This window comes from Halobacillus sp. ABD4_316 (assembly GCF_056161385.1).
On sequence record NZ_JBSWZA010000006.1, the window covers coordinates 1 to 22811 of the forward strand.

Genomic DNA, 22811 nt, shown 5'->3' on the forward strand with positions numbered 1-22811 from the left:
AGCGTGGTGACACGTGGAGCTGACGGATACTAATGGATCGATGACTTATCTATATATACTTCGTGAATGATGTTTCATCAATAGTTGTTTCCTTATCCAGTTTTGAGGGTTCACCTCAAACTTTATATTGATGTGGTGGTGAAGGCGAAGAGGTCACACCTGTTCCCATGCCGAACACAGCAGTTAAGCTCTTCAGCGCCGATGGTAGTCGGGTTTACCCCCGTGAGAGTAGGACGCTGCCACGTCACACAAAACCTTCAGGATTGTCCTGGAGGTTTTTTCGTATAGAAAAATGTATGTTTCATTTCTATTGATTGGAACGTTTAGATTTGATAGAGTATAAAAATATTGGTTGTTATTTCCAAGTCGATGAGAGGAAGGAGGAGGAAGGGCGTGAAGCTGTACGGGGCATTAATGGCACTCAGCCTGATATGGGGGTTATCCTTTGTCTTTATTGAGGTCCTTATACCTGCTGCAGGAGTATGGGGGACTGTGTTTCTGAGATGTATGGCAGGCGCCGCTGTCCTTCTTCCGCTGTTTCTTTATCGCTGGTGGAAAGGGAAGCGGCCGGCTGTTCTTCCGTGGAAGCGTCTTATCGTTGTCGGTTTGTTCAATGCGGGGCTTCCGTGGGGACTGATTGCTTTAAGTCAGACATCACTGACAAGCAATATGGCTGCTGTATTGAATGCCTCTACACCCATTCTGACAGGAGTGGCAGGATTTCTGTTGTTTTCTGTGCGTCTGCACTGGAGACAGTGGGGAGGCATAGTGATCGGCTTTGCAGGTATCATCCTGTTAACCGGATTCCGCCCCGGGGAAATGACAGGGGAGGGTTTCATCGGAGTCGGTACGATGCTTTTAGCGGCTTCCTGTTACGGGTTTGTATCCCATTTCACCAAAAGATATCTTCAAGGGACAGACGTCGTCCTGCTGGCTTTAGCCGGTCTGTTGGTCGGAGCCGCTTCCGGTGCGCTCGGGTTGTTCTGGCTCGAGCCGGGCAGCTGGGGAAATGTCGTCAATCTGGACCTTCAATCCATATTGGCTGTCATCGGTCTTGGATGTCTCGGATCAGGGGCAGCTCACCTTCTCTATTATTATATGATTGATCAGGCTGGGGCCGAGTTTGCGAGTATGGTCACCTATCTTGTCCCTGTCACCGCCTTGATTTGGGGTCGTGTACTTTTGGGAGAAGCTGTTACGCCCAACCTTATATACGGTCTGTTGACAATCTTTGCAGGCGTCTACCTGTCTACGAAAAGAAAAAGTCACAGCCATCAGCTTCCATCTGTAAAAGCTGGATAAGGTGGAAAGAGCTTTCTGTGTGATAGAATAAAATCAATCATGCTGTGCTGAGGAGAAATGTTTATGAATCGCTGGGACTCCACACCGGTCATCCGTTTTTTTGGAGGCCGTAAAACATTATTTCTACTAGGTATTCTACTAATGACCGGATTGAATATCCTGGTCTTTTCAAATGTATGGTTTATATTCGAACCTGTTGCCGTATTTGTGAAAACCGTAGCGCTCCCGCTTATCTTATCTGTTGTGGTCTATTATCTGCTGCGGCCGGTGATTAACTTACTGGAGAAGTGGAAAATCAAACGCATTTGGGGCATTGTCTTAACGCTGCTCGTGCTCATCGGGTTAATTACGATGGTGATCGTTTTGATCATACCTTTCCTGGAAAAGCAGTTGATCAGTCTTTCGGAAGAACTGCCACGCTATGTCGTCGACTTAATATTATCGATGGATGAGTGGCTGAAGAATTCTTATTTCTCCGCTTACTACACTAATATGTTTCAGGATGTAGATGGGATGATCAATCAAGTACCGGATTACATATCGTCCTATGCCACACAGACAGTGGAAGGGATCACGAGTATCATTTCTACTGTCACCAGTGTCGTTGTAGCCATTGTCACTCTTCCCTTCATCTTGTTTTACTTATTAAAAGACGGTCATAAGCTGCCCGGGGTCATAATCCGTCTGTTTCCTCCTAAAGCGCGCCCGGAGGTATCGAGTGTTTTCAAAGGCATTGATCACCAGTTAAGCGCCTATATTCAAGGACAGATCATTGTAAGTTTCTGTATCGGTGTCATGATGTATATCGGGTTTTTGATCATCGGACTGGATTACGCCCTGCTGTTGGCAGCAATCGCCAGTGTCACGAGTGTCGTCCCTTATTTAGGGCCGGTGATCGCCATCACGCCGGCGCTGATCATATCTATTGTGACTTCCCCGTTCATGGTGCTGAAGCTTGTCTTCGTCTGGACGGTTGTGCAGCTGTTGGAAGGAAAATTCATTTCTCCCCAGATCATGGGGAAAAGCCTGCACATCCATCCAGTCACGATTATCTTCGTCCTGCTTACGGCCGGTCACCTTTTTGGAATCATTGGAATCATCCTGGCCATCCCAGGCTATGCCATTTTAAAGGTGTTTGTTTCTCACTTTTTCCACTGGTTTCAGCGCCGGTACAACCGTTTTGTTGAAGAAAAAGATCAATACGAAATGGATTAAAAGAGGAAGCGGTGCACCGCTTCCTCTTTTTTTGCTGATCGTCCGTGGTCTTCCGGTGCCTGCAGGAGTTCCCGGTACCGGCTCAACTCTTCTTCAATTGTATTTCCTTAAGCCGCTGCCGCTGTTCTTCCGGCCACCAGGCACCACAGTCTGCGGAAACGACACAAGCAGCGCAGGTGTCCAGGTCATAGACTTTCATCCCCCGAATCGGCGGGGAGTATAAATGAAGGGTGACAAGAGCATTTTCTCCGCTGCGTCCCATTTTATGAATCCCCTTTTTGGGAGCGAACATTGTCCGCCCTTTTTCCTTGTATTCTGTAAAAAGGGGTTCAGGGAGCTTTTCACTTCCTCCTTTATAGACGGTTTGTTTCGTTTCCCCGTTCATAATGAGTATCCAGCCGGATGATTCTCCATGATCGTGAGGGGCACATTCGATGTCTGCCCAATTCATCACAATCATCTCCACATGTTCATCCTCATATATCATCTGGCGGTAGTACGGTTTACCCTCAGGATCCTTCAGGTAGGGATCCAACTCCTCAAGTGTAATGTCACATTCAAGCAGTCTTTTTTTTAAGGATGCCGGAGAGTGATCTGTCAGCGTACGAAAAGCGTTTTGCACCCGTTCTTCCATGCGCATCACGGTTTCCTCCTTTATTTTCTTTTTTGATGCTGAGCAAGCAGAACCCCCATTAGAATGAATAGGTCGCCAATAACTGATGTGGCTGCCAGTTTTTCATGAAGGAGAAGCATGGCGGCGGACAATGTGGCCAAGGGTTCCAAGTACATAAACACGGACACTTGGGAGGCGGGCAGAATTTCATGTGCTTTCGCCCAGTACCAGTAAGCCACAGCGGAAACGAAAATACCTAAAAACAACAGGTGGGCCCAATGACTCAATTCCAGTGCAGCCAGCTGAGTGAGCCCTTGATTTCTAATGAAAAAAGGCAGGGTCAGCAGACAGCCGATGATGCTCATATAAAAGGTTAGGACGATGGAAGGGAGAGGGACAGCCAGCTTCTTCAAAAGTACCGAATAGACCGCCCAGTTCAGAGTGCTTAAAATCATAAGCAGATAGCCCATGCTTAAAGAAAGCTTAATAAAAGATCCTTCCCCTCCGGAGGTGATGAGAAGCACACCGAGCACAGCTGTAATGATGCCGGCTGTTTTTTTCAGACTTAGAGGTTCGTGTAGAAAGATGAATGATAAAGCAATGGTGAAAATGGGTGAAAAAGAAATGAGCCATCCGGCATCGGAGGCCTGGATGGATAAAAGGGCGGTCGCCTGGATCACCTGGTGGATGTAAACCCCTAGAATGCCGAGAACGAGGAGGTGGGGCAGATGGGTTATGCGTACTTTTAAGGGATAGCGGAAAACGATAATCATACAAAATAAAAATAGAGCCCCGATTCCAAAGCGTAGAACAAGCAGGGAATACGGGTCTATTTTTTCGAGCACCGCCTTGGTCGAAACAAAAGATATTCCCCAGAAAGTGATGGACAACAGGGCATACAGGGATGCACTCATTTTAACTGGAGCATTCATATACCTGAATCCTTTCTATAAGTCCGCTGCTTTTACTATATGCATAGAAAGGACAGGCATGTCAGACACCCTGATCCTCCTTTATTTTACCAAAAGACTCTGGGAGCTTAAGTCCTTCGACAAAGAGTGCAGGAAAAAGACAAAAAAACTCCTCGTGAGCGAGGAGTTAAAAGATCCAGTAGGTGAAAAAAGCCAGCAGGATGGAGACGAAAATCAATATCACCGTCGGTTTTAATGCTCTGTCCCGAACATCTCTGAGACTGACACTCAGCCCTAAGCCGACCATCGACATCGTCAGCAGGAAGGATGTAAGGGTGAGCAGGTTGTTCATGACAGGGTCGGGAATGGTGATATATGTCCCTTCGACATAGCTTCCGAACAGACTCATAACGATAAAGCCCAGCAGAAACCAGGGGAACGTGATGGATCCCTGGTTTTCTCCTTTGCTCCGGATCTTCATGACCCAGAGAAGCAGAAGACTAACAGGGACAAGGAGAAACACGCGTGCGAGCTTTGCGAGAAAGGCCATGCCCAGCCCATCAGCTCCTGCAGGCTCACCGGCCAGGGCAACATTGGCGATTTCATGCAGGCTGAGGCCGGCCCACATGCCATAGGCGTCTGCATCCAGAGGAAGGATCGGCCGGATAATGGTGAAGCCGATCGCAAAGAGCGTACCGACAATCGATATAATTCCGGCACTTACGGCTGTGTCCTCTTCCTTAGCATGAATGATCGGCGACACGGCGGCGATTGCTGAGGCCCCACAGATACCGGTGCCGATTCCGAGCAGGGTCATAAGTGAGAGGTCGGCTTTAAACATCTTAGCTGCAAGGACCATGAGTCCGACAGCAAAAATGATGACGAGGACACTCTTCCACAAGAGGGGAAGTCCTTCATTGACGATCATGTTCATATTCAGACGGAGGCCGAATAAGATGATGGCCAGCCGAAGCAGTTTTTTCGCTGCGAATTGGATTCCGCTTTTCATTTGTTCGGGATAACCAAAATAATGGCGGTAGAGGACAGCCAGCAGAATGGCGGCAGCAAGAGGTCCGATCTGACTGACTCCAGGAAGCTGGGCAGCCAGAAAACCGACCGCTGATAGTAAGGATGTAAATGCAATACCAGAAAGAAGAGGCTGTTTATATATCGTTGATGTAATGATGTTCATGATGGTTCTCCTTTCTATTCCTTCCTTATCATAAGCGCCCATTGATTATTAGTAAAATAAAACTTTATAATAGTTATAATAGGATTTAATAATAATAGGAGGGTCATCATGGATTTTGAATCATTGAAAACGCTCATTACGGTGATTGATGAGAAAAGCTTTACAAAAGCTTCTCACCTGCTCCGGCTTTCACAGCCCACAGTAAGCTCCCATATCCGGCACCTGGAAGAAGAATTCAATACCGTGCTGATTAACCGATCACCGAAACGCTTTGATGTCACACCGACAGGCGAGATGGTGTATAAGAGAGCCAGACAGGTTCTCGGCGTTATGGATAAAGCCAGAAAAGAAGTGCTGCAGTACCATGACCAGATGAAAGGGACGGTGAAAATAGGAGCGAGTTATACAGTAGGGGAATACATTCTTCCTTCCCTTCTCCGGGCGTATGACCAGGAGTTTCCTGAAGTGGATCTTCAGGTGACCATTGCCAATTCTGAGAGAATCAACAGAGAGGTTCAGCTTCATTCCCTGGACATAGGGCTTGTTGAAGGCCGTGTGGCTGATCAGGGGTTGTCTTCCTTCCCTTTTATGAAGGATAAGATGGTGGTCATCGTGCCGGATGACCACCCGATCCGCACATGTGAAACGCTGACGTTCGAGGATCTGCAGGATCACACGTGGATGATCAGGGAGGAAGGCTCCGGTACAAGGGCGATGATGGAATCGATGCTGGAGTCGTACAATATACGACCGCGAAAGACGATTACGATCGGGAGCAATCATGGAGTCGTCCAAGGTGTAAAAGAAGGGCTGGGGCTATCCTTTATTTCAGAAACGGTGGTGACCCACACAGCTGCCGAACACCTGATTATGCCCCTTCCTTATATTCAGCCGACCACCCGTTATTTTTCAGTCGTCACCCCGATGAGTGAAGAGGAAATCACAGAACAGGTGCAGGCATTTATCGGAAAGGTGAAGGAGTTATTTCAATTGTCATAAAACCTTAACGTCACAGCATGACCATTTTGTTATGATGGAAGGGAGAGAGATTTGGTGCAGATAAGAAAGATGGGGAACAACGATACAGATGAAGTCATCCGCTTGATGGTTGGTGCGATTATGGACATTCCGCTGGACGTGTATACGGATGAACAGAAAAAAGCATGGGCCGGGGCTGTTTCATTGAATGAAAGCTTGTCTGGAAGGCTGCTGAACGGGTTCACCCTGCTTGCCTTGGAACAGGATCAGGTTATTGGAATGGCCTCCTTAACCGATGAGGAATGTATCGATTTCCTATATGTAAGCTCGGATTACCAGCGGACAGGAACAGCATCCATCCTTTTGGAACAGTTGGAAAGAAAGGCTGAATCCATGGGAGCGGTGCGCCTCCATACGGAAGCCAGTTTTGCTGCTGTCCCTTTCTTCATGAAGCACGGGTATGAGAAGATCCGTCATCAAGAGAAGACACTGAACGGAACGGTTATAAAAAATGTTCGAATGTGTAAAAAGGTGCATAACTGATTTAAGACAAGGGTATGGTTCATTGTAAGTCAAGTGAAACGTTTTGCGATGGGAGACGTATATAGAGTAATAAGTAGATTGTCGTCAGATTTCCTGCCAATTCTATTTCATACTGAGGTGAAAACATGCAGAGACTGGACCAGATCGTCGATTACTTGAAGACACTGGGGATCGAGGTTGAAAAAGTGTACCGTACACCGAAGGAAGAGACAAGATAACCGTACTTAACTTATACATGACCAAAGGTATGCTTTTGAAAAGCATGCCTTTTTTTATGATCAGGCGGTTCTCCGGTTTGTTACCGCTTGAAAATCTGGATGGCGGGACTGGATATGTGCCCACAAAATACCGGCACCAGCTGGAAGAAGCAGCCATAGGAAGACAAAGGAGACACCGGAAGTAGAAGCAATGGCTCCAAATACCGGCCCACTGATGACGACAGAAGACTGATTGGCGAGCATACGCAGACTGGAGAGTCTTCCGTGGAAAGCCGGATCCGACGCCATCTGCTGAACCGATTGAAGTAAAGCGCGAATGGATGATGTGCCGAAACCGATAAAGAAAAAACCTATAAAAGCGGGCCATACGTTGGTAGTCAGGCTGACGAGGAGCAGACCACATGAAGTAACGGCAAAGGCCCATACCGCCAGGCTGTTTTTGAATAGTTTCCACCACCACGTCCCCAGCAGCCCGGCTGCCATGCCTCCAATCGAAAACACCGCATCGAGCAGTCCGTAGAGGAAAGCCCCCTGCAGCAGGTGGGCACTGGTATAAACGCTTAAAAAGCCGAGAGAAGTATGAAAGGTCAGCTGCCCGATCATCAAGAGAAAGAACAAACCGTAAAACAGCGGGTGGTGATGGACATAACGGAAGCCTTCCTTCATATCCAGAAAAAATGAAAGGCGTTTCCGCTTTTCTTTTCTAAAGGGAGCTTCATTCAGCTGCATCACGGACAGGGTAGCTGCTGTAAACAGGAGAAGAACGACTGCTAAGGGGATTTCCGCAGGAAGGGTCCCTGCCAGAACCCCGCCTGTGCCTGCACCGATCAGGCTGCCTGTGATCGTCGAGGAATTGGACCAGGAGAAGATTTTCGGAAGCTCGTCTTTCGGAATGATCGCCGCTGTCAGAGCCTGCAGGGCAGGACGGAATAAGGAGCCGGCTGTCTGAAGGAGCATATGGACGAGAATAATCAGCCAGGGGGCTTCTGTATCCACGGCAGATGTCGTCCATAAAAATAAGAGGATGAGCACACTGGATGCTCCGGCAGCTACAGCGAGTTTCTTCCGGCTGTACCGGTCTACAAGTACTCCGAAGAACAGGTTGGAGACCATCCCGGGCAGAAAGCCGAAGCTGACAAATAACCCTGTATACAAAGGGTCGTTCGTCCATTGGAACAAGATCCAGGTGGTCAGCACAAAATACATGGCCCGCCCGCATTCGTATAGAAAGTAACTTCCGAGCAGACGTCCGGTTTTCAAATGAAGCATGTGATCCCTCCTTTTTCCCTTTTATCTTACTGGAAGGATAGAGATTTGAATAATATTTAATTATAATAAAGGGTGATAAGAAAAATGGATAGGGGGAACGTTCGGTGAGAATGGAAGATTATGATCTGTTAATCCAGCTTCATGAATGTGGTACCATCCGTTCGACAGCAAAAAAAATTCTTCTTTCCCAGCCGGCGATCACTCAGAGATTGAAATACATAGAAGAAGAACTGGGAGGAGCCATTTTCGTCCGCACCTCGAAAAAGCTTTGGATCACTCCTTTCGGTGAGCTGACGCTTGCTTCAGCCAGGGAAATCCTGCAAAAGGAAAAAGAGCTCAAAGATAAACTGGCGATGGCAGGAGGGAGGGTGTCGGGCACCCTTTCCATAGGAGCGTCGTCGCTGTACAGCCAGTATTTTCTTCCGGAAATACTCCAGTCATTTACAAAGATGTATCCTGAGGTAACGGTTGATCTTATCACAGGTATCAGCAGTGAAGTCCGCTCATCAGCGCTCGATAATCATCTATCCATCGTGAGAGGGGAGCCGATTTCCGGATTCAACTCGACCCATTTATTGAATGACCCGCTTTATTTATTCGATTTGTTACCTCTCCCCCCTGTAACGGAGAGGCCGTTCATCGAATTCAGAACAGATCCGGACTTTACACGTCTTCTTGAGGAGTGGCGGGAAAATCAGAAGGAACTCACTTACAGGCCGACGATGAAGGTCGATCATTTCGAGACCGCTAAACAAATGATGAAACACGGACTCGGAATGACGGTCCTTCCAGGAAGTATTGCGTACGAGGAAAAGGAAGAGTATGCCTGCCTGCCTCTTGTAGATCAAGAGGGGAATGCTGTAACCAGGGAGACATGGGCATGCGTGAAGCCGGATGTCCGTTCCCTTCCACAGGTAGAGGCCTTTCTTCAACACCTGAAAAAAAGGAGTGGAAATCATGAATGCTCTGGAAAGCGAGCTGATCGAAATCATCCAGGAGAAAACCCCTCACCTCCTTCCGATCTTTGACCAAGCCGATCATTATTTTTCGAGTTATTACATAGGAGCGGGGGCACTTGTGCAGAGTGTATGGAATGAGAAGCATGGGTTTGACCCCGCGTATGGGATAGGAGATGCGGATTTGATCTATTTTGATCCAGAAGGAACATTGGAAGAGGAGCGGCAGTTGGAAAGGGACATGAGAAAGCAGCTTTCCCGCCACCCTTTTGAAGTGGATGTAACGAACGAGGCGCTCGTTCACTTATGGTATGAAGAAAATTTCGACATTCCGCTTGATCCCTATCCGTCCCTCGAAGCAGCCGTGGATACATGGCCGACGACAGCCTCCTCACTCGCTGTCCAAAGAAGAGCACCAGGCACCTTCGATATGTATGCCCCTTTCGGTCTGGAGGATTTATTCAGCTTAATTGTCCGGCCGAACAAGCGGCTGATTCCGGAGGAAGTCTATTTGAAAAAGGCAGCGAAATGGAAAAAACGCTGGCCGAAACTTACTATTTTACCTTGGGAATAGATGGAAGTGGATGGATTAACTTGCAAGGGGTTTGTCATTCATTTTATTATAATAGTATTCATTCCATTTTAAAGGGAGCTGGATGACCGTGAATGAACTTTCGTTTGCTAGATTAGAAGAAATTCAACAAAATGAATTCATAAAAGCTGCGATCGACCGCGTGGGTGCAGGTGTCGTAATTTCAGATCCGGAGCAGGAAGATAATCCGATGATTTACTGTAATAAAGGATTTGAGGAACTGACTGGTTATAAAGCTGAGGAAATTCTCGGACGCAACTGCCGTTTTCTTCAAGGGGAAGACACGAGCGAAAGTCAGGTTGAACGCATCAGAGAAGGATTGAAGAGCAAAGAGCCGGTTCTGCTGGAGATTAAGAACTACCGGAAGGACGGGACACCGTTCTGGAATGAGCTGCAAATCTTCCCGGTCTATATCTCGCAGATGGATCAGACTTATTTTGTAGGGGTTCAGAAAGACGTGACCCAGCGCAGGGAGCAGGAGGAATTGATTGGCCATTACCTTTCTGAAGTGAAGCGGCTTTCCACGCCGATTGTACCTGTGGAAGACAACATTTCTGTACTGCCACTTGTTGGAACAGTGGATGATGAACGGCTGCAGCAGATGTTGGAAGCGGTCAGTCATCACGTTAAAGAAACAAAGGAAGATTATCTTATCATGGATATGTCAGCGGTTCATTCCTACAATGAAGCGGTACATATGGGGATTTATCAAATGAATCAGCTGTTGGACTTGATGGGGACGACGCTGGTCATTACGGGCATTAAGCCGACCTTTGCGATTCAAAGTGCTCCATACGCGGACTTCAGTGAACTTTCGCTGCAGACGTATGCCTCTGTAAAACAGGCGTTGAAACAAATTCCCAGAAGGAAATGATCAAAGCACCGATCTGATGCATTCAGACGGTGCTTTTTTAGGTGGAGGAAGAGCGCTTGGTGAGCGAATCACTTCCTGCCCGGCGGTTTATCCATTACGATGTAGAGGAGAATCCGGCTCGAGGTACCTGGATGTCTGCTGATAAAGAGCACGATTCCGGGTGACTCTATTGGAGTACGAATTCACAAATGCGATACGAAGAGAGGGAAGATGGTATGTATATTATTCATGCTGTATTTGAAGTGGCTCCTGATAAGGAACATGGCTTTCTGGAGGAAATCCGTCCACTGATCCAGGCATCCAGAGAGGAAGAGGGAAATGTCTCTTATGATCTGGTCAAGGATATGGACAAAGCATACACCTACAAAATGGTGGAAGTGTGGCAGAACGGGGAAGCCGTAGAGAAGCATAATCAAAGTGAGCATTTCCAGGCGTTTGTCGGAAAAGCTTCTGAATTTCTAGCTGCTCCTCTTTCTATTAAGATATACGAAGGTGAAGAAGTAAAACAAGGATAAAACAGGAACCCGGCTGAAGGCAGCCGGGTTTTTTACATACAAAGAGGAGACGGGAATGATTTATGAAGAGGCAGGGTATGTTGAAAAGAGAATCAAAAGAAGCACCGCGTTGGCTTCATTCCGAGTTGTCAGGTATGATTTAATTATAGATTACGAACCGGGAGTGGATAGGAATGACAGGTATGATTGAAACGTGGATTAAAAACGAACGTCAGGAACGTCTTTTTCAAAAAGCCGGAGCGATTGCGGATGAAGCAAAAAAACACATCCAGGAAACCGATCAGCACGCAGCCTTTTCTCCGCAAACGCTGCAGGTCATGAAGGAAGTGGGGTACCCATCCCTCGCTCTCCCCCCTCAAGACGGCGGAGAAGGCCTTTCCCTGTATGAGCTGCTGCTGCTTCAGGAAAAAATTGCAGAAGGTGATGGTTCCGTCGCTTTGTCCATCGGTTGGCATATGGGCACAATGATGGAACTATCGCAGGAGAAGTTATGGGAACCCGCTTCCTACAACAGACTCGTCCAGGAAGTCGTCTCCAGCCAGAAAGTCGTCAACCGTGCAGCTACAGAACCGGCAACCGGGAGCCCGACCCGCGGAGGAATCCCTGAGACGACCGCAGTGAAAAGGGACGACCGCTATGTCCTCAGCGGACGAAAGTCTTTCACGTCAATGGCTGAGCATCTGGATTATTATATTGTATCCGCCTATGTGGAAGATAAAGACAGTGTCGGATGGTTTATGATCGACCGCCACCAGCCCGGACTTTCGGTGGAACAGACGTGGGATACCCTCGGAATGAGAGGGACGGCCAGTCATGATTTGGTTATGAACGATGTGGAGTTTGACGAAGAGGACCTCGTCGAATTAAAGCAGGAGGGAAAGCCGTCTCCAAAAGGATGGCTGCTTCATATCCCTGCGTGTTACTTAGGCATTGCTGTCGCTGCACGCAATGATGCCGTGGCTTTTGCGAAGGAATTTCAGCCGAACAGTCTCGATCAACCGATCGCAGAAGTCCCTCACATCCAGGATAAAATCGGGGAAATGGAATGGAAGCTGATGCAGGCGCATGCCTACCTTTACAGTGTGGCACGTAAATGGGATGAAGAACCGGAAAAGAGGAAACATATGGGTCCTGACTTGGGCGCTGTGAAGCTTGCGGTTACCAACACAGCGAATGAAGTGGTGGATCTTGCCATGCGGATTGCAGGCGGCCGCGGACTGTCAAAGACTTATCCGTTTGAGAAATACTACCGTGATGTACGTGCCGGGCTGCATAATCCGCCGATGGATGATGCGGTTGTGTCCATGCTTGCCAAGCACGCCATTTCCGATGATCAATAAAAAATCCCAAAGCGGTTCGCCGCTTTGGGATTTTTCTCTTATTGTTCAGCGAGCAGGTCGGCGAAAGCTTTCGCATAAGGGGGAAGATCCGGCGGACGTCTTGCGGACACGATGTGGGCGTCCTGGACGACCGCTTCGTCCACCCAGGTGGCTCCTGCATTTGTCATGTCATCTTTAATACCTGGTGTACTGGTTACCGTTCGTCCTTCCAGAATACCTGCAGAAATCAGTACCCAGCCGGCGTGGCAGATCTGACCGATCGGCTTTTCATGTTCATTCATATGCCGGACCATATCGAGAACTTTGTCATATCTGCGGAGCTTGTCTGGAGACCAGCCGCCGGGGACGAGAATTCCGTCATAGTCAGAAGGATCGATTTCATCAAAAGCGAAATCAGATACGGCAGGAACACCGTATTTCCCTGGGTACTCCTCGCCGGCTTTTTCACCGACAAGATGAACCTCAGCTCCTTCCTCCTGCAGACGGAGAAGCGGGTACCATAATTCCAAGTCTTCAAAATCCTTGCTCACAAGAGCGATGATTTTCTTATCTGCTAAACGCATAGACTACCTCCTCCGATTTAATTCCTCTTCATTTTATCAAACCGCTGCGCTGGTTTCGAATCCTGCGAACAGGCCAGTACCCACCAGATGAGCACAGGCTGGAAAAGCGGGCGGATCCAGAGAGCAGCCGGACTTGCTTCCTCCGACCATGGAGCCGGTATAGAATAGATGGCTGCGTAGATATTGGCAGGGAGCACAGCAATCAAGAAGACGGCTGTAGCGAGGCCGGCGGCTTTTCTCGTCTGCGGGAAAACCAAGAGCAGCGACAGCAGCCATTCGGTGATGCCGGACATGTAAACAATTTCAAGCTTCAGCGGCACCCATTGCGGAAGCATCCTGGCAAATCCGTGGTCGTAGATGAAATGAGTGATTCCTGCGTAGAACAAAGCGGCAGCAAAAATATAAAGGCCGATTTTTCGTATCATGTCATGGTCACGCTCCTTTAAAAATATCAGTGCTTTTGAAACCTTTTTTCCCTCCCGGACGTCTATGTAAAAGACCCGTTTGAGAATGCGGGTATACTAGTAAGGTGATTCCGCCTCGTTGTATGAGAAGGAATCAACCACGATTAAGGGGTCGACGTTATGAAAAAACTGACAAGTATCTGGATGATGGCTCTGCTTCTCTTTTCTGTTTGGGCGGTGCCTCTGGAAAGTTACGCCTCTACAGGAGACCAGGGCATCAATGAAAAGCTGGGACTGCCGATTGTTGTCTACGGTGAAGCCCTTTCAGAAGCGCAGAAATCTGAGGTGGCGGACTTACTCAAGGTGGACCAGCATGAACAGGTCGACGAGTTTTCGGTCAACGGACAGGATCTGAATGAGTACATCGGTGGTAATCCAAATTCGAATATGTATTCTTCTGTGAAAATTCTTCATAAAGACAACGGAGAAGGACTGTCCATTGAAATCGTTACACCAGATAACATAACACAGGTGACTAAAGAAATGTATACGAATGCTCTCCTTACTGCCGGCGTCGAAAACGCTGAAGTGCTGGTGGCTTCCTCTGTGAAAGTGAGTGGACATTCCGCTCTTACCGGGATCTACAAAGCGTATGATGCCAAAGGGGTGAAACTGGATGAGAGCCGTATGAAAGTCGCGAGCGATGAACTGGATATTGCGACAGATATTGCAGAAGAAGAAGGGATCGACCAGGATAAAGTCAGCGAACTGCTGACGGAAATCAAGAAAGCCATCGCTGAGCAGGATCCAGCAACGAAGGAAGAGGTCGAGCAGATTGTTCAGGAGCAGCTGCAGACGCTGAACATCGAACTCAGTGAAGAAGACCGCCAGCGATTGACGGATTTGTTTGATCAAATGAGAAATTTGAATATCAATTTCGATCAAGTGAAAAACCAACTGGATGATCTGACAGGCAGCATCCAGGATATCATCAATGATGATGGGTTCTGGAACAGCTTCCGTAATGCCGTTCAAAGCTTCTTCCAGTCTTTGAAAAACTTCATAAGCTCCTTGTTCAATTAAGCCGGTTCTCCGGCTTTTATATCGGTGGATGTCTGCCGTGGGCAGGTATTCAACTGACTTGGTCAGGAAGGACGCCTGCCGAAAGAAAAGCCGCTCTCCCTATAAGGAGAGCGGCTTTTGGCTGTAGAAAAAGACTGTGTTAACCAGTTAGAGTTGTCCATTAGTCGTGTAAAGGGTCACATTCCGCTTATTGGTGGATGAATGCCGCGGGCACGCCCTCAGCTAACTTGGTCAGGAAGGCCGCCTGCCCAAGTGGATCTTCGGCCTGTGCTGTTCCCGCAGGCATCACCACCGAACGCTCCTCATCGACGGTAGAATATAGAGGAGAGAGATTGTGCACGAAGCAGGTTCGCGGATTCAAAAGAACGGCACGAGCTGCGCTATGGCCGCTTGCGTGGAAAAGAAAAAGGGAAAGAACAGGCGCTGATGACGGCTGCCTGCCGGAATATGAAAAAGATTGTCCTCCATCCAGCAAGGGTGAGCGGGGTGGAGGAGAGTCTTTTTCAATTTTAAAGAACTTCCAAGGAGCGGTGCCCCTTCCACTCCTGCGGAAGAACGAGTGGTCCGAGATCACCGAGCGTGGGTTTTGCGAGGAAGCTCGGGCGCTCGTCCGCGGAAAGGGGAAGGGGCTTTCGCTCCTGGCGGTAAGAAACAAAAAAAGCTTGTAAAGAAACAGAGGTTTCTCTACAAGCTGAAGCCGCTCTCTATGAGGAGAGCGGCTTCTTGTTTATGAATCCACGGCGGTTTTCGTATCTTCGACAATCTGTTCGAAAGGAACGTCGGTGTCCCCTCTATATTTTTTCAGGACTTTCCCGTCTTCTCCTACTAAGTAAAAGGATGTGCCGTGGGTGACCTGGTCATTGCCCTCCGTTTTTAAAACAGAGGCTTTGAAGCTTTCCCGTGCAAAGTCTTGAATCTCTTCCTGTGTATATTCCGTCAAAAATGTCCAGTTGGATTCATCCATGCCGTATTTGCTTCCGAACTCCTTCAGCTTGTCTGGTGTGTCGACGGTCGGGTCTACACTGAATGAGACACTATGTACATCCACGCCTTCTTCTTTCAACATTTCTTTCACTTTCACCATGTTTCTTGTCATAGGCGGGCAGACCGTGTTGCAGTTGGTGAAAATGAAGTCCGCCAGCCATACTTCGCCTTCCAGTTCATCAGTGGAAAAAGATTCCCCATTCTGGGTGGTCCCTTCGAATGATTGGATCTCCCAGTCCAATGTATCTTCCAGTTCGCTGGATCCACAGGCCGCTAGTATAAGGGCGAGGCTGAGCAATCCGCCTAAGAGTAACAAGCGCTTCATAGGTTTCTCCTTCCAGGTTATAAAGTCTCTTCTAGTTTACGACCGCCTTAAACAACGTGTCAATCGGCTGAGGGACTGTTCTTAAATTGGACAAATATACCTGCTTGTATAACCCTTTCAGTCCAGGGAATCCTAAGGGTCCATGATATTCGATCAGGGAGTGACAGGGTATGCCTTATTATACGGACAGCCATTCCGGAAAAGCATTGTTTTATGAGGATTCAGGGGAAGGGCAGCCGGTCGTTTTCATCCATCCGCCGGGAATGGGACGGATGGTGTTTAAAATGCAGCACGAGCTGGCAGCAAAGTACCGCATCCTTCTACCGGATTTGAGTGGGAACGGAGATTCTGATGTGGTAACACACTCCCCTGACATTACCTGGTATGCAAGGGAAGTGATCAGTCTGCTGGATCATCTCCAGCTGGAATCTGCTGTCATCGCCGGCTATTCATGCGGAGGGATGGTGGCTCAGGAGACGGCTTTGACCTACCCTGAACGAGCCAGAGCAGTCATTCTTGCAGGAGGATTTCCAAAAGTTGAAACCGGCGGGCTCCGTTTTGAGTTCCACGGGGGGATGTACTGGGTGGAGAAGAGCCCTGAAACCCTCGCTAAGCTGTTAAGTCATTCTCATTTCAGGGATGAAAAACTGAAGCGGGAGCTGAATGAACATATGGCGAAGTCGGATCCGGAAGCATGGCATGCCTTTTATGACCGGGCACTTCATTATGACTGCAGCCACCGGCTGGAGAACTTAAGGCAGCCGCTGCTTCTGGTTTATGGGAGCAAGGAGTTCTGGATCAGTGAACACAGTCATTTTTATCAGGCGTGTCCGCAGGCGAAGATGGTCGTCATCGAGGACGCCTATCATCAGACACCTGCGACTCACTATGACCGTTTCAATGAAGCCGCATCTCAATTCATAGACGCATTATAAAAGCAGAGGCTGTGCCTCTGCTTTCAGCTTGCTGGAAAGATACTTTTTTCATCCCGGGGTCATGCTCCTACAGCGTGTAGGTGGTCACGTTCCGCTTATCGGTGGGTGCCTGCCGCAGGCGTCACCACCGATAAGCTCTACGTCACCTCTTTCATCATCTCAATCATGGGAACAAAGTACTTTCTTCTTATGGACGTTAGTGCGCAAAGAGAAGGTTCAGAGTTCCTGTAAAGCTGTGCCTCTGCTTTCTTATTGGGGTTTCAAATCAAATGTCGTGTCGACTTCTTTTCCATACACCATCTGGTTGACGGTAATAGTGAGCGTCGAGGCTTCCTGAAAGTTGTTGGTCGGGAAAGATATCGTGGCCATCCCATCGGTACCTGCATAATCGGCCTGGACTTCCTGGCCGTTATCTCCCAGAACAGAAACGAAAGAAGAAGGTTCTTCTTGTCCTTGTTCTGATGCAGGAAGGGGATGAAAGGATTCTCCGACCAGCTTTTCGTTTTGGTGGTAGTCGTGCGGGCTGTAGCTCAATTCCAAGCTCATGTGCTGGTCACTTGTTGTTTCCACGCTGTCCAGGTAAATATCCGTTTGGCGCGCTTCTCCGATTTTTTCGCTGATCCGTTTAGAAGTAGACGCGTTCAAGTCCATATGGTCTATATCTACAGTAAACGAATAAGAGGCATCTTCCTTAAGGTGGATATCTTCTACAACAAGCGTAAGCTCTTCAGGAATCTCTCCTAATGGTTGAAACCGCCCTTCATAAGTGCCGGCGTTCTCTTCCTGATCATAACCGAGAAATACCGGGATCTTCTCGCCTGTGTCCATCTTAAAGTAGGAATTCATCGTATGATTGAACACATCATCTTCATCTTCAATGGCCATTCTCACTTTTCCATAGGATGCTCGGACTTGGACTTCTTCGGGTTCAATGACAAGACCATCTTTTTCGTAGGTCCCGGTGGTGGTGAATGTTTTCAAGATATTCGCTTCCTCATTGTATACATAAGAAACAGGTGCGGCTTCTGTTTCATAGGTCTCGCCGTCCATTTGAAAGGTCAGGGATGTGGGAACCGTCCGGTTAACCTCTTCAACCTTCGTCTCAAAATCATTTAGTTCCCAAGGGTCATTGACCGGAGGGGTGGAGACTGCTCCATACAGGCGGTTTTCGTAGATCACAGCTTCCTGGTTACCAACCCCATCCTGCCTGAGGTCCAATGTCTGGGCACCGTTATCCTCTGTCGCTTTCATATGGATGGAATGCAGCGACGGCATATTCCCGATCCCCTCCGTTTCCTCCGTCTCAGAAACGAGGGCAGATAAATCAATACGGTACAAGAAGTGGATGAATTGTTCCCCATGCCACACTTCGTAAATCTGAGCCCTGCCGTCGCGTCCCGGCAGCGAAGCCGAAGCTTCGGTTGTTGTGGTCAGCCCTTCTTCCCGTGCAAGGGCCAGGCCCGGAATGCGCTCTTCAAAAAACTCGTGAAGACGCTCCTCTGACTCGATTTCCTTCCAGCTGCCAGGAACGTCTTCCATATCGACAGGCTTGGCTTTTCTATGTAAGGAACCGTCTTCTTCGTGAACCAATTTGGAGGAGTCTTGAGAACCTGTATAAATGTATGTACCTCCTGCAAAAAGGGTCAGGACAGCGCCAATGATGAGCCACTTCCATTTTCCTATGTTTTCCCCCATGGTGAATTCACCCTTTCATCATGCTTGTCACGCTCCCTTCTATACTAACAGAATTTTCTATATTTTTGAGAGGTCATAAAAATAACCCGCGGATAAACGCAGGTCATTTTTCGTCATCGGAGTAATGATGGAGCAGGGAGTCTCCTTCCGAATGGTTATGATCTTCCTGTAAGGCTTGCGGGGGCTCGTGGGAGAAAGCCTGATTGAATTTTGCTGACCGGTTAAAAGCTTCTGCCGCCTCATTCGATCGTTCGACACGGCCGCGGCGTGTTTTCTTTTCGCTCATCGTTCCACCTCCTTTTGTTTAAGGTTTCCTCCTTGCTGTTAAATTAAACTTCTGGATATCATAGATCGTAATCACAGAAAGATCCGTATATAGGGAGAGGGGCTTAAGAGATGGAGGAAATGCTGGATATTTTTAATGAAAAGGAAGAAAAAACGGGTGTTAAGGCACGCGGGGAGGTTCACAGAGATGGAGACTGGCACGAAACGTTTCACTGCTGGTTTGTAAATAAAATCGATACAAAGTGGCATGTGCTGATGCAGAAAAGGGCCTTTGATAAAGAAGATTATCCCGGCTTATATGATATAACGGCCGCCGGACACATCGAAGCAGGAGAGGGATTGATGAAAGGGGGACTGCGCGAAATTCAGGAAGAATTGGGGCTGTCACTGGAACGTTCTGCTTTAACACCGGCAGGATATGTGAAGGAGGAATTGATTGGGAAAGACAAGGTGGACCGGGAAATCTGCCGGTTGTTTTTCTATCATTGGCCTGGCGGGGATATGCCGGTGGGAGTTGAAGTGGCTGACGTTCTTGCCATCCCTCTGGATCAGTTATCCTTCTTAATGACGGGAGAGAGGGAAGTGGCTGCAGGTGTTTCGATTTGCACCGGGGAATCAGAAACTATGAAGGCGGAATCATTTGTTCCTCATACCCCTGCCTATCAAAGCCAGTTGCTGAAGGCTTTGTCTGAATATGTCGAAAAACTTTGACAATAACACCTCTCCATCGATATAATTTTTGATTAAGTGATCAGAAAGGAGTCGACGAATGACACACCCAAGCTTTGAAACAAAAATTGTCCACCATAAACAGGATCAATCACAGGTGCATAACAGCAAGACGACACCGATTTATCAGACATCCGCCTTTACCTTCAAGGACCTGGACCATCTGGAAAGTTACTATGAAGGGGAAAGTCCATACTTATATACAAGAGAAAAAAATCCGAATACCGATGAACTTGCGGGAACGGTTGCTGAGCTCGAAGGTGCTCCATCTGGAGTCGCTTCCTCCTCAGGAATGTCAGCCATCCTTGCAGGCATTCTGGCGGCTGTTGAACCCGGAGGCCATATTGTAGCCGCAGAAGATGTGTATGGAGGTACGCACAAACTCCTGACTAAAGAACTGCCATCCTTCGGAATCGACGTCACCATGGTATCCTTTAACAATTTGGACGAGGTGGAGAAATCCATCCAGCCTCATACCCATCTGCTTTATACGGAATCGATTTCCAACCCGTTCCTACGCGTGGAAGACTTGAAAGGTCTGAGCAGTCTCGCTCAAAAACACGGCATAAAGACGATGGTGGATAATACATTCGCCACCCCCTATCTTGTCCAGCCCTATCAGTATGGAGTGGACCTTGTTGTGCACAGTGCAACGAAATACATAGGCGGTCATAGTGATGTCACGTGCGGCGTCCTTGCCGGTTCGGAAGCATTGATTTCCAAAGCAGCCCAGAAAATCGTGACTCTTGGAGCAAATTTAAGTCCGTTTGAAGCTTGGTTGACCCAGAGAGGAGCCAAAACCCTTGCACTCCGGATGAAACAACAGTCTGCGAATGCAAAAAGTGTTGCAGAGGCACTTCGGGAGCATATTGGGGTTAAAAAGGTGTTTTATCCTGAATACGTATCTGAACGTGGTCATGGAGCGATTGTTACCATCGAGCTCAATGAGAGCGTGGATGTGGAAGCCTTTTTCAAATCTCTTGGATGGATCAAAATTGCACCGACACTCGCTGGTGTCCAGACAACTGTGTCCTACCCTGTCCGTACGTCGCACAGGGCTCTGTCAGAAACTGAACGTGAAAAAATCGGAGTGAACGATTACGTCATCCGCTTATCCATAGGAATTGAGAGCGATGAAGATATCATTCATCAGCTGAAAAGAACCATTGACGCTTCAATAAAATAAAAATTCAGAATGTTATTGACATTGATGCAGATGGTCAGCTATAATTCACAACATAATCAAAATTAAATAACTAGTACTCTTATTAAGAGCGGCTGAGGGAATAGGCCCTGTGAAGCCCGGCAACCTTCAAACATCGGTTTGAAAAGGTGCCAAGTCCTACAGATCATGGATCTGGTAGATAAGAGGAGGATATCAGCACGTTCAGCCCTCTTCTTATATGGAAGAGGGCTTTTTGCATGGATAAAGACGCTGTAAGGACCAGTTTCTTTTTAAAACTGATTAAAATGATGAGAATAATAAACTTTAGGAGGCCATACAATGACCAACTCTTTTGAAGGCTACGATATTGATACCATTTCTCTGCACGGTGGACAGTCACCAGATCCTACGACCGGTTCAAGGGCCGTTCCGATTTACCAGACCACATCCTATGTGTTTCATGATACCGATCACGCCCAGAGCCTTTTTGCCCTCGATGAACCGGGGAATATTTACTCCCGGCTCGGAAATCCGACGGTGGACGTATTCGAAAAACGCATGGCTCTTCTGGAAGGCGGAGTAGCCTCGGTAGCGACGGCTTCAGGCATGTCCGCCATTGCACTGGCCATTTTGAATGTAGCTGGTGCAGGAGATGAAGTCGTGGCAGCATCCAATTTATACGGCGGAACTTATAATTTATTCGCCAACACTTTACCGCGGTATGGCATTAATGTTCATTTTGTTGACCCGGTCGATCCGGACAATTTCAGACAGGCCATCAATGAGAATACGAAGGCCGTCTTCGCTGAGACCATCGGCAACCCGAGTCTTCACGTGCTTGATTTTGAGAAGGTGTCCGCCATTGCCCATGAACATCAGGTTCCATTGATCGTCGATAACACGTTTGCCACACCTTACACGTGCCGTCCGATTGAACACGGAGCTGACATTGTCGTCCATTCGGCCACGAAATGGATTGGTGGCCATGGAACAGCTATCGGCGGCGTCGTTGTCGACGGCGGGCAGTTTGACTGGGGCAATGGAAAGTTCCCTGTTTTCACAGAGCCGGATCCGAGCTACAACGGGATCGTTTATACAGCCGATTTCGGCACGCTCGCCTACATTACAAAACTCAGGGTTCAGCTGCTTCGTGACTTTGGCTCCTGCCTCAGTCCGCAGAACGCTTTCCTTCTGCTCCAGGGACTTGAAACGCTACATTTGCGGGTGGAACGTCATTCAGATAATGCCCGGGAAGTGGCTGAATACTTGGCGGAACACCCCGATGTGGAGTGGGTTTCCTACCCCGGCTTGAAAAACCATCCGGCCCATGAACTGGCCAATCAATATTTAGAGGGCGGCTACGGTTCCATTGTCGTATTTGGAATCAAAGGAGGCAGAGAAGCTGGGAGTCAGGTGATCAACAACATCTCGTTGTGGTCCCATGTCGCCAATGTCGGCGATGCGAAATCTCTGATCATCCACCCGGCGTCTACGACCCACCAGCAGCTTTCTGTTGAAGAGCTTGCGGCGACCGGAGTGACGGAAGAGCTGATTCGTCTTTCCATCGGACTCGAATCCAGCAAGGATTTAATCAATGACCTGGATCGGGCCATTGCCAAGGCAACAGGCAATGATTCCGGAAAGCGGGCAATCACAGAGAATGATGAAGGTGTCATCAAGTGGGCGCTCAGCTCTGCGAAGATTACAGAAGGAGGAGAAACACGTCCGAAACGCCTGGCTGTCGTCGGTCTCAGTGGAAAGCCTTCCCGTCCGAGTCACCGACTCGCAAGAAAAATGCAGCGGCTCGGGTATCAGATCGTCCCGGTGAACCCTCGGGAGGAGGAGGTGCTTGGCGAGAAAGCTTACCCGGATTTGAGATCGATCCCATTCAGCATCGACGTCGTCCAGGTGTTCCGCAGCCCTGAGGCCGCCATTGAGATTGCCCGGGAAGCAGCGGACATCCAGCCTGGTGTGTTCTGGCTCCAGGAAGGTGTCATTTCTCCAAAAGCAGCGGAAATTGCCAGTGAAGCAGGTCTGGAAGTTGTCCATAACCGTTGTACCTACAAAGAAGCACAGCGGCTGCGCGGAAGCATAGATACGTACGCATGCGAAATTTAAATAGGGG

General features: G+C 48.4%; 23 protein-coding genes, 1 rRNA gene, 1 pseudogene and 1 riboswitch. Of the genes and pseudogenes, 16 read left to right on the forward strand and 9 right to left on the reverse strand.

Features of this window, described 5'->3' with window-relative positions; all coding sequences use genetic code 11:
• The first annotated feature begins 131 nt into the window (after window positions 1–131).
• The 3 genes from rrf (at window position 132) to ACXAJH_RS17810 (ending at window position 2517) form a co-directional block, all read left to right on the forward strand.
• A 5S ribosomal RNA gene (gene rrf / locus ACXAJH_RS17800) occupies window positions 132–245 on the forward strand.
• A 148-nt stretch (window positions 246–393) separates the two neighbouring features.
• Window positions 394–1302, forward strand: a complete 909-nt coding sequence (locus ACXAJH_RS17805) for a DMT family transporter (protein WP_474994851.1) — start codon at window positions 394–396, stop codon at window positions 1300–1302.
• A gap of 63 nt (window positions 1303–1365) precedes the next feature.
• Entirely contained in the window at window positions 1366–2517 is a 1152-nt protein-coding gene (locus ACXAJH_RS17810) for an AI-2E family transporter (RefSeq protein WP_474967097.1), read from the forward strand.
• Between the two features lie 82 nt (window positions 2518–2599).
• Here the strand turns inward: ACXAJH_RS17810 and ACXAJH_RS17815 are convergent, their stop codons facing one another.
• From ACXAJH_RS17815 to ACXAJH_RS17825, 3 genes are all read right to left on the reverse strand, one after another.
• Complete coding sequence (locus ACXAJH_RS17815; RefSeq protein ID WP_474967098.1) at window positions 2600–3157, reverse strand: cysteine dioxygenase; 558 nt, start codon at window positions 3155–3157, stop codon at window positions 2600–2602.
• A 14-nt stretch (window positions 3158–3171) separates the two neighbouring features.
• On the reverse strand, window positions 3172–4062 hold the full coding sequence (locus tag ACXAJH_RS17820) for a DMT family transporter (RefSeq protein WP_474994853.1): 891 nt from the start codon (window positions 4060–4062) through the stop codon (window positions 3172–3174).
• Window positions 4063–4228: 166 nt separating this feature from the next.
• Window positions 4229–5233 carry a YeiH family protein gene (locus ACXAJH_RS17825; protein WP_474994854.1) on the reverse strand — a complete coding sequence of 335 codons (1005 nt, stop codon included), beginning with the start codon at window positions 5231–5233 and terminating at the stop codon, window positions 4229–4231.
• 108 nt (window positions 5234–5341) lie between these two features.
• On the opposite strand from ACXAJH_RS17825, the gene ACXAJH_RS17830 reads away from it, so the two are divergent.
• Together ACXAJH_RS17830 and ACXAJH_RS17835 are read left to right on the forward strand one after the other, a co-directional pair.
• A complete protein-coding gene (locus tag ACXAJH_RS17830; RefSeq protein WP_474967101.1) occupies window positions 5342–6232 on the forward strand; it encodes a LysR substrate-binding domain-containing protein in 891 nt (296 codons plus the stop codon).
• Between the two features lie 54 nt (window positions 6233–6286).
• Window positions 6287–6754, forward strand: a complete 468-nt coding sequence (locus tag ACXAJH_RS17835; protein WP_474994856.1) for a GNAT family N-acetyltransferase — start codon at window positions 6287–6289, stop codon at window positions 6752–6754.
• Between the two features lie 278 nt (window positions 6755–7032).
• Here ACXAJH_RS17835 and ACXAJH_RS17840 read toward each other — a convergent pair whose 3' ends face one another.
• Window positions 7033–8241 (reverse strand): MFS transporter, encoded by a 1209-nt coding sequence (locus ACXAJH_RS17840; RefSeq protein WP_474967103.1) that lies wholly within the window; start codon window positions 8239–8241, stop codon window positions 7033–7035.
• 110 nt (window positions 8242–8351) lie between these two features.
• Between ACXAJH_RS17840 and ACXAJH_RS17845 the strand changes: the two genes are divergently transcribed.
• The 5 genes from ACXAJH_RS17845 to ACXAJH_RS17865 all read left to right on the forward strand — a co-directional run bounded on the left by ACXAJH_RS17845 (window position 8352) and on the right by ACXAJH_RS17865 (window position 12518).
• Window positions 8352–9269 (forward strand): LysR family transcriptional regulator, encoded by a 918-nt coding sequence (locus ACXAJH_RS17845; protein ID WP_474970327.1) that lies wholly within the window; start codon window positions 8352–8354, stop codon window positions 9267–9269.
• Complete coding sequence (locus ACXAJH_RS17850; protein ID WP_474967104.1) at window positions 9199–9771, forward strand: nucleotidyltransferase family protein; 573 nt, start codon at window positions 9199–9201, stop codon at window positions 9769–9771. Before ACXAJH_RS17845 ends, ACXAJH_RS17850 begins: the two co-directional genes overlap by 71 nt.
• A gap of 88 nt (window positions 9772–9859) precedes the next feature.
• Window positions 9860–10663 carry a YtvA family blue-light photoreceptor gene (gene ytvA / locus ACXAJH_RS17855; protein WP_474972273.1) on the forward strand — a complete coding sequence of 268 codons (804 nt, stop codon included), beginning with the start codon at window positions 9860–9862 and terminating at the stop codon, window positions 10661–10663.
• Between the two features lie 215 nt (window positions 10664–10878).
• Window positions 10879–11178 (forward strand): putative quinol monooxygenase, encoded by a 300-nt coding sequence (locus ACXAJH_RS17860; protein WP_474967106.1) that lies wholly within the window; start codon window positions 10879–10881, stop codon window positions 11176–11178.
• A gap of 173 nt (window positions 11179–11351) precedes the next feature.
• Window positions 11352–12518, forward strand: a complete 1167-nt coding sequence (locus ACXAJH_RS17865) for an acyl-CoA dehydrogenase family protein (RefSeq protein ID WP_474994858.1) — start codon at window positions 11352–11354, stop codon at window positions 12516–12518.
• Between the two features lie 38 nt (window positions 12519–12556).
• Here the strand turns inward: ACXAJH_RS17865 and ACXAJH_RS17870 are convergent, their stop codons facing one another.
• Together ACXAJH_RS17870 and ACXAJH_RS17875 are read right to left on the reverse strand one after the other, a co-directional pair.
• Window positions 12557–13081 (reverse strand): type 1 glutamine amidotransferase domain-containing protein, encoded by a 525-nt coding sequence (locus ACXAJH_RS17870; protein ID WP_474967109.1) that lies wholly within the window; start codon window positions 13079–13081, stop codon window positions 12557–12559.
• Between the two features lie 17 nt (window positions 13082–13098).
• A complete protein-coding gene (locus ACXAJH_RS17875; protein ID WP_035532877.1) occupies window positions 13099–13506 on the reverse strand; it encodes a DoxX family protein in 408 nt (135 codons plus the stop codon).
• A 159-nt stretch (window positions 13507–13665) separates the two neighbouring features.
• Between ACXAJH_RS17875 and ACXAJH_RS17880 the strand changes: the two genes are divergently transcribed.
• Together ACXAJH_RS17880 and ACXAJH_RS17885 are read left to right on the forward strand one after the other, a co-directional pair.
• A complete protein-coding gene (locus ACXAJH_RS17880; RefSeq protein WP_474967110.1) occupies window positions 13666–14568 on the forward strand; it encodes a DUF1002 domain-containing protein in 903 nt (300 codons plus the stop codon).
• 348 nt (window positions 14569–14916) lie between these two features.
• Window positions 14917–15081, forward strand: a pseudogene (locus ACXAJH_RS17885) (IS5/IS1182 family transposase); the annotation flags it as partial.
• 214 nt (window positions 15082–15295) lie between these two features.
• On the opposite strand, the gene ACXAJH_RS17890 reads toward ACXAJH_RS17885, so the two are convergent.
• Window positions 15296–15877, reverse strand: coding sequence for an SCO family protein (locus ACXAJH_RS17890; protein ID WP_474967111.1), 582 nt, complete (start codon window positions 15875–15877; stop codon window positions 15296–15298).
• Between the two features lie 170 nt (window positions 15878–16047).
• Between ACXAJH_RS17890 and ACXAJH_RS17895 the strand changes: the two genes are divergently transcribed.
• Window positions 16048–16812: an alpha/beta fold hydrolase gene (locus ACXAJH_RS17895; protein WP_474967112.1), complete on the forward strand. Its 765-nt coding sequence runs from the start codon at window positions 16048–16050 to the stop codon at window positions 16810–16812.
• Between the two features lie 249 nt (window positions 16813–17061).
• Here ACXAJH_RS17895 and ACXAJH_RS17900 read toward each other — a convergent pair whose 3' ends face one another.
• Window positions 17062–18507 (reverse strand): hypothetical protein, encoded by a 1446-nt coding sequence (locus ACXAJH_RS17900; protein ID WP_474967113.1) that lies wholly within the window; start codon window positions 18505–18507, stop codon window positions 17062–17064.
• Between the two features lie 103 nt (window positions 18508–18610).
• The gene (locus tag ACXAJH_RS17905) at window positions 18611–18793 is read right to left on the reverse strand and encodes a hypothetical protein (protein ID WP_474972270.1); all 183 of its coding nucleotides are present in this window, start codon (window positions 18791–18793) and stop codon (window positions 18611–18613) included.
• A 110-nt stretch (window positions 18794–18903) separates the two neighbouring features.
• Between ACXAJH_RS17905 and ACXAJH_RS17910 the strand changes: the two genes are divergently transcribed.
• The 3 genes from ACXAJH_RS17910 to ACXAJH_RS17920 all read left to right on the forward strand — a co-directional run bounded on the left by ACXAJH_RS17910 (window position 18904) and on the right by ACXAJH_RS17920 (window position 22804).
• A complete protein-coding gene (locus ACXAJH_RS17910) occupies window positions 18904–19503 on the forward strand; it encodes an NUDIX hydrolase (protein ID WP_474972269.1) in 600 nt (199 codons plus the stop codon).
• A gap of 58 nt (window positions 19504–19561) precedes the next feature.
• Window positions 19562–20707, forward strand: a complete 1146-nt coding sequence (locus ACXAJH_RS17915; RefSeq protein ID WP_474972268.1) for a trans-sulfuration enzyme family protein — start codon at window positions 19562–19564, stop codon at window positions 20705–20707.
• Between the two features lie 76 nt (window positions 20708–20783).
• Window positions 20784–20892, forward strand: a riboswitch (SAM riboswitch).
• Between the two features lie 133 nt (window positions 20893–21025).
• Window positions 21026–22804, forward strand: coding sequence for a PLP-dependent aspartate aminotransferase family protein (locus ACXAJH_RS17920; RefSeq protein WP_474972267.1), 1779 nt, complete (start codon window positions 21026–21028; stop codon window positions 22802–22804).
• The last annotated feature ends 7 nt before the right edge of the window (window positions 22805–22811 follow it).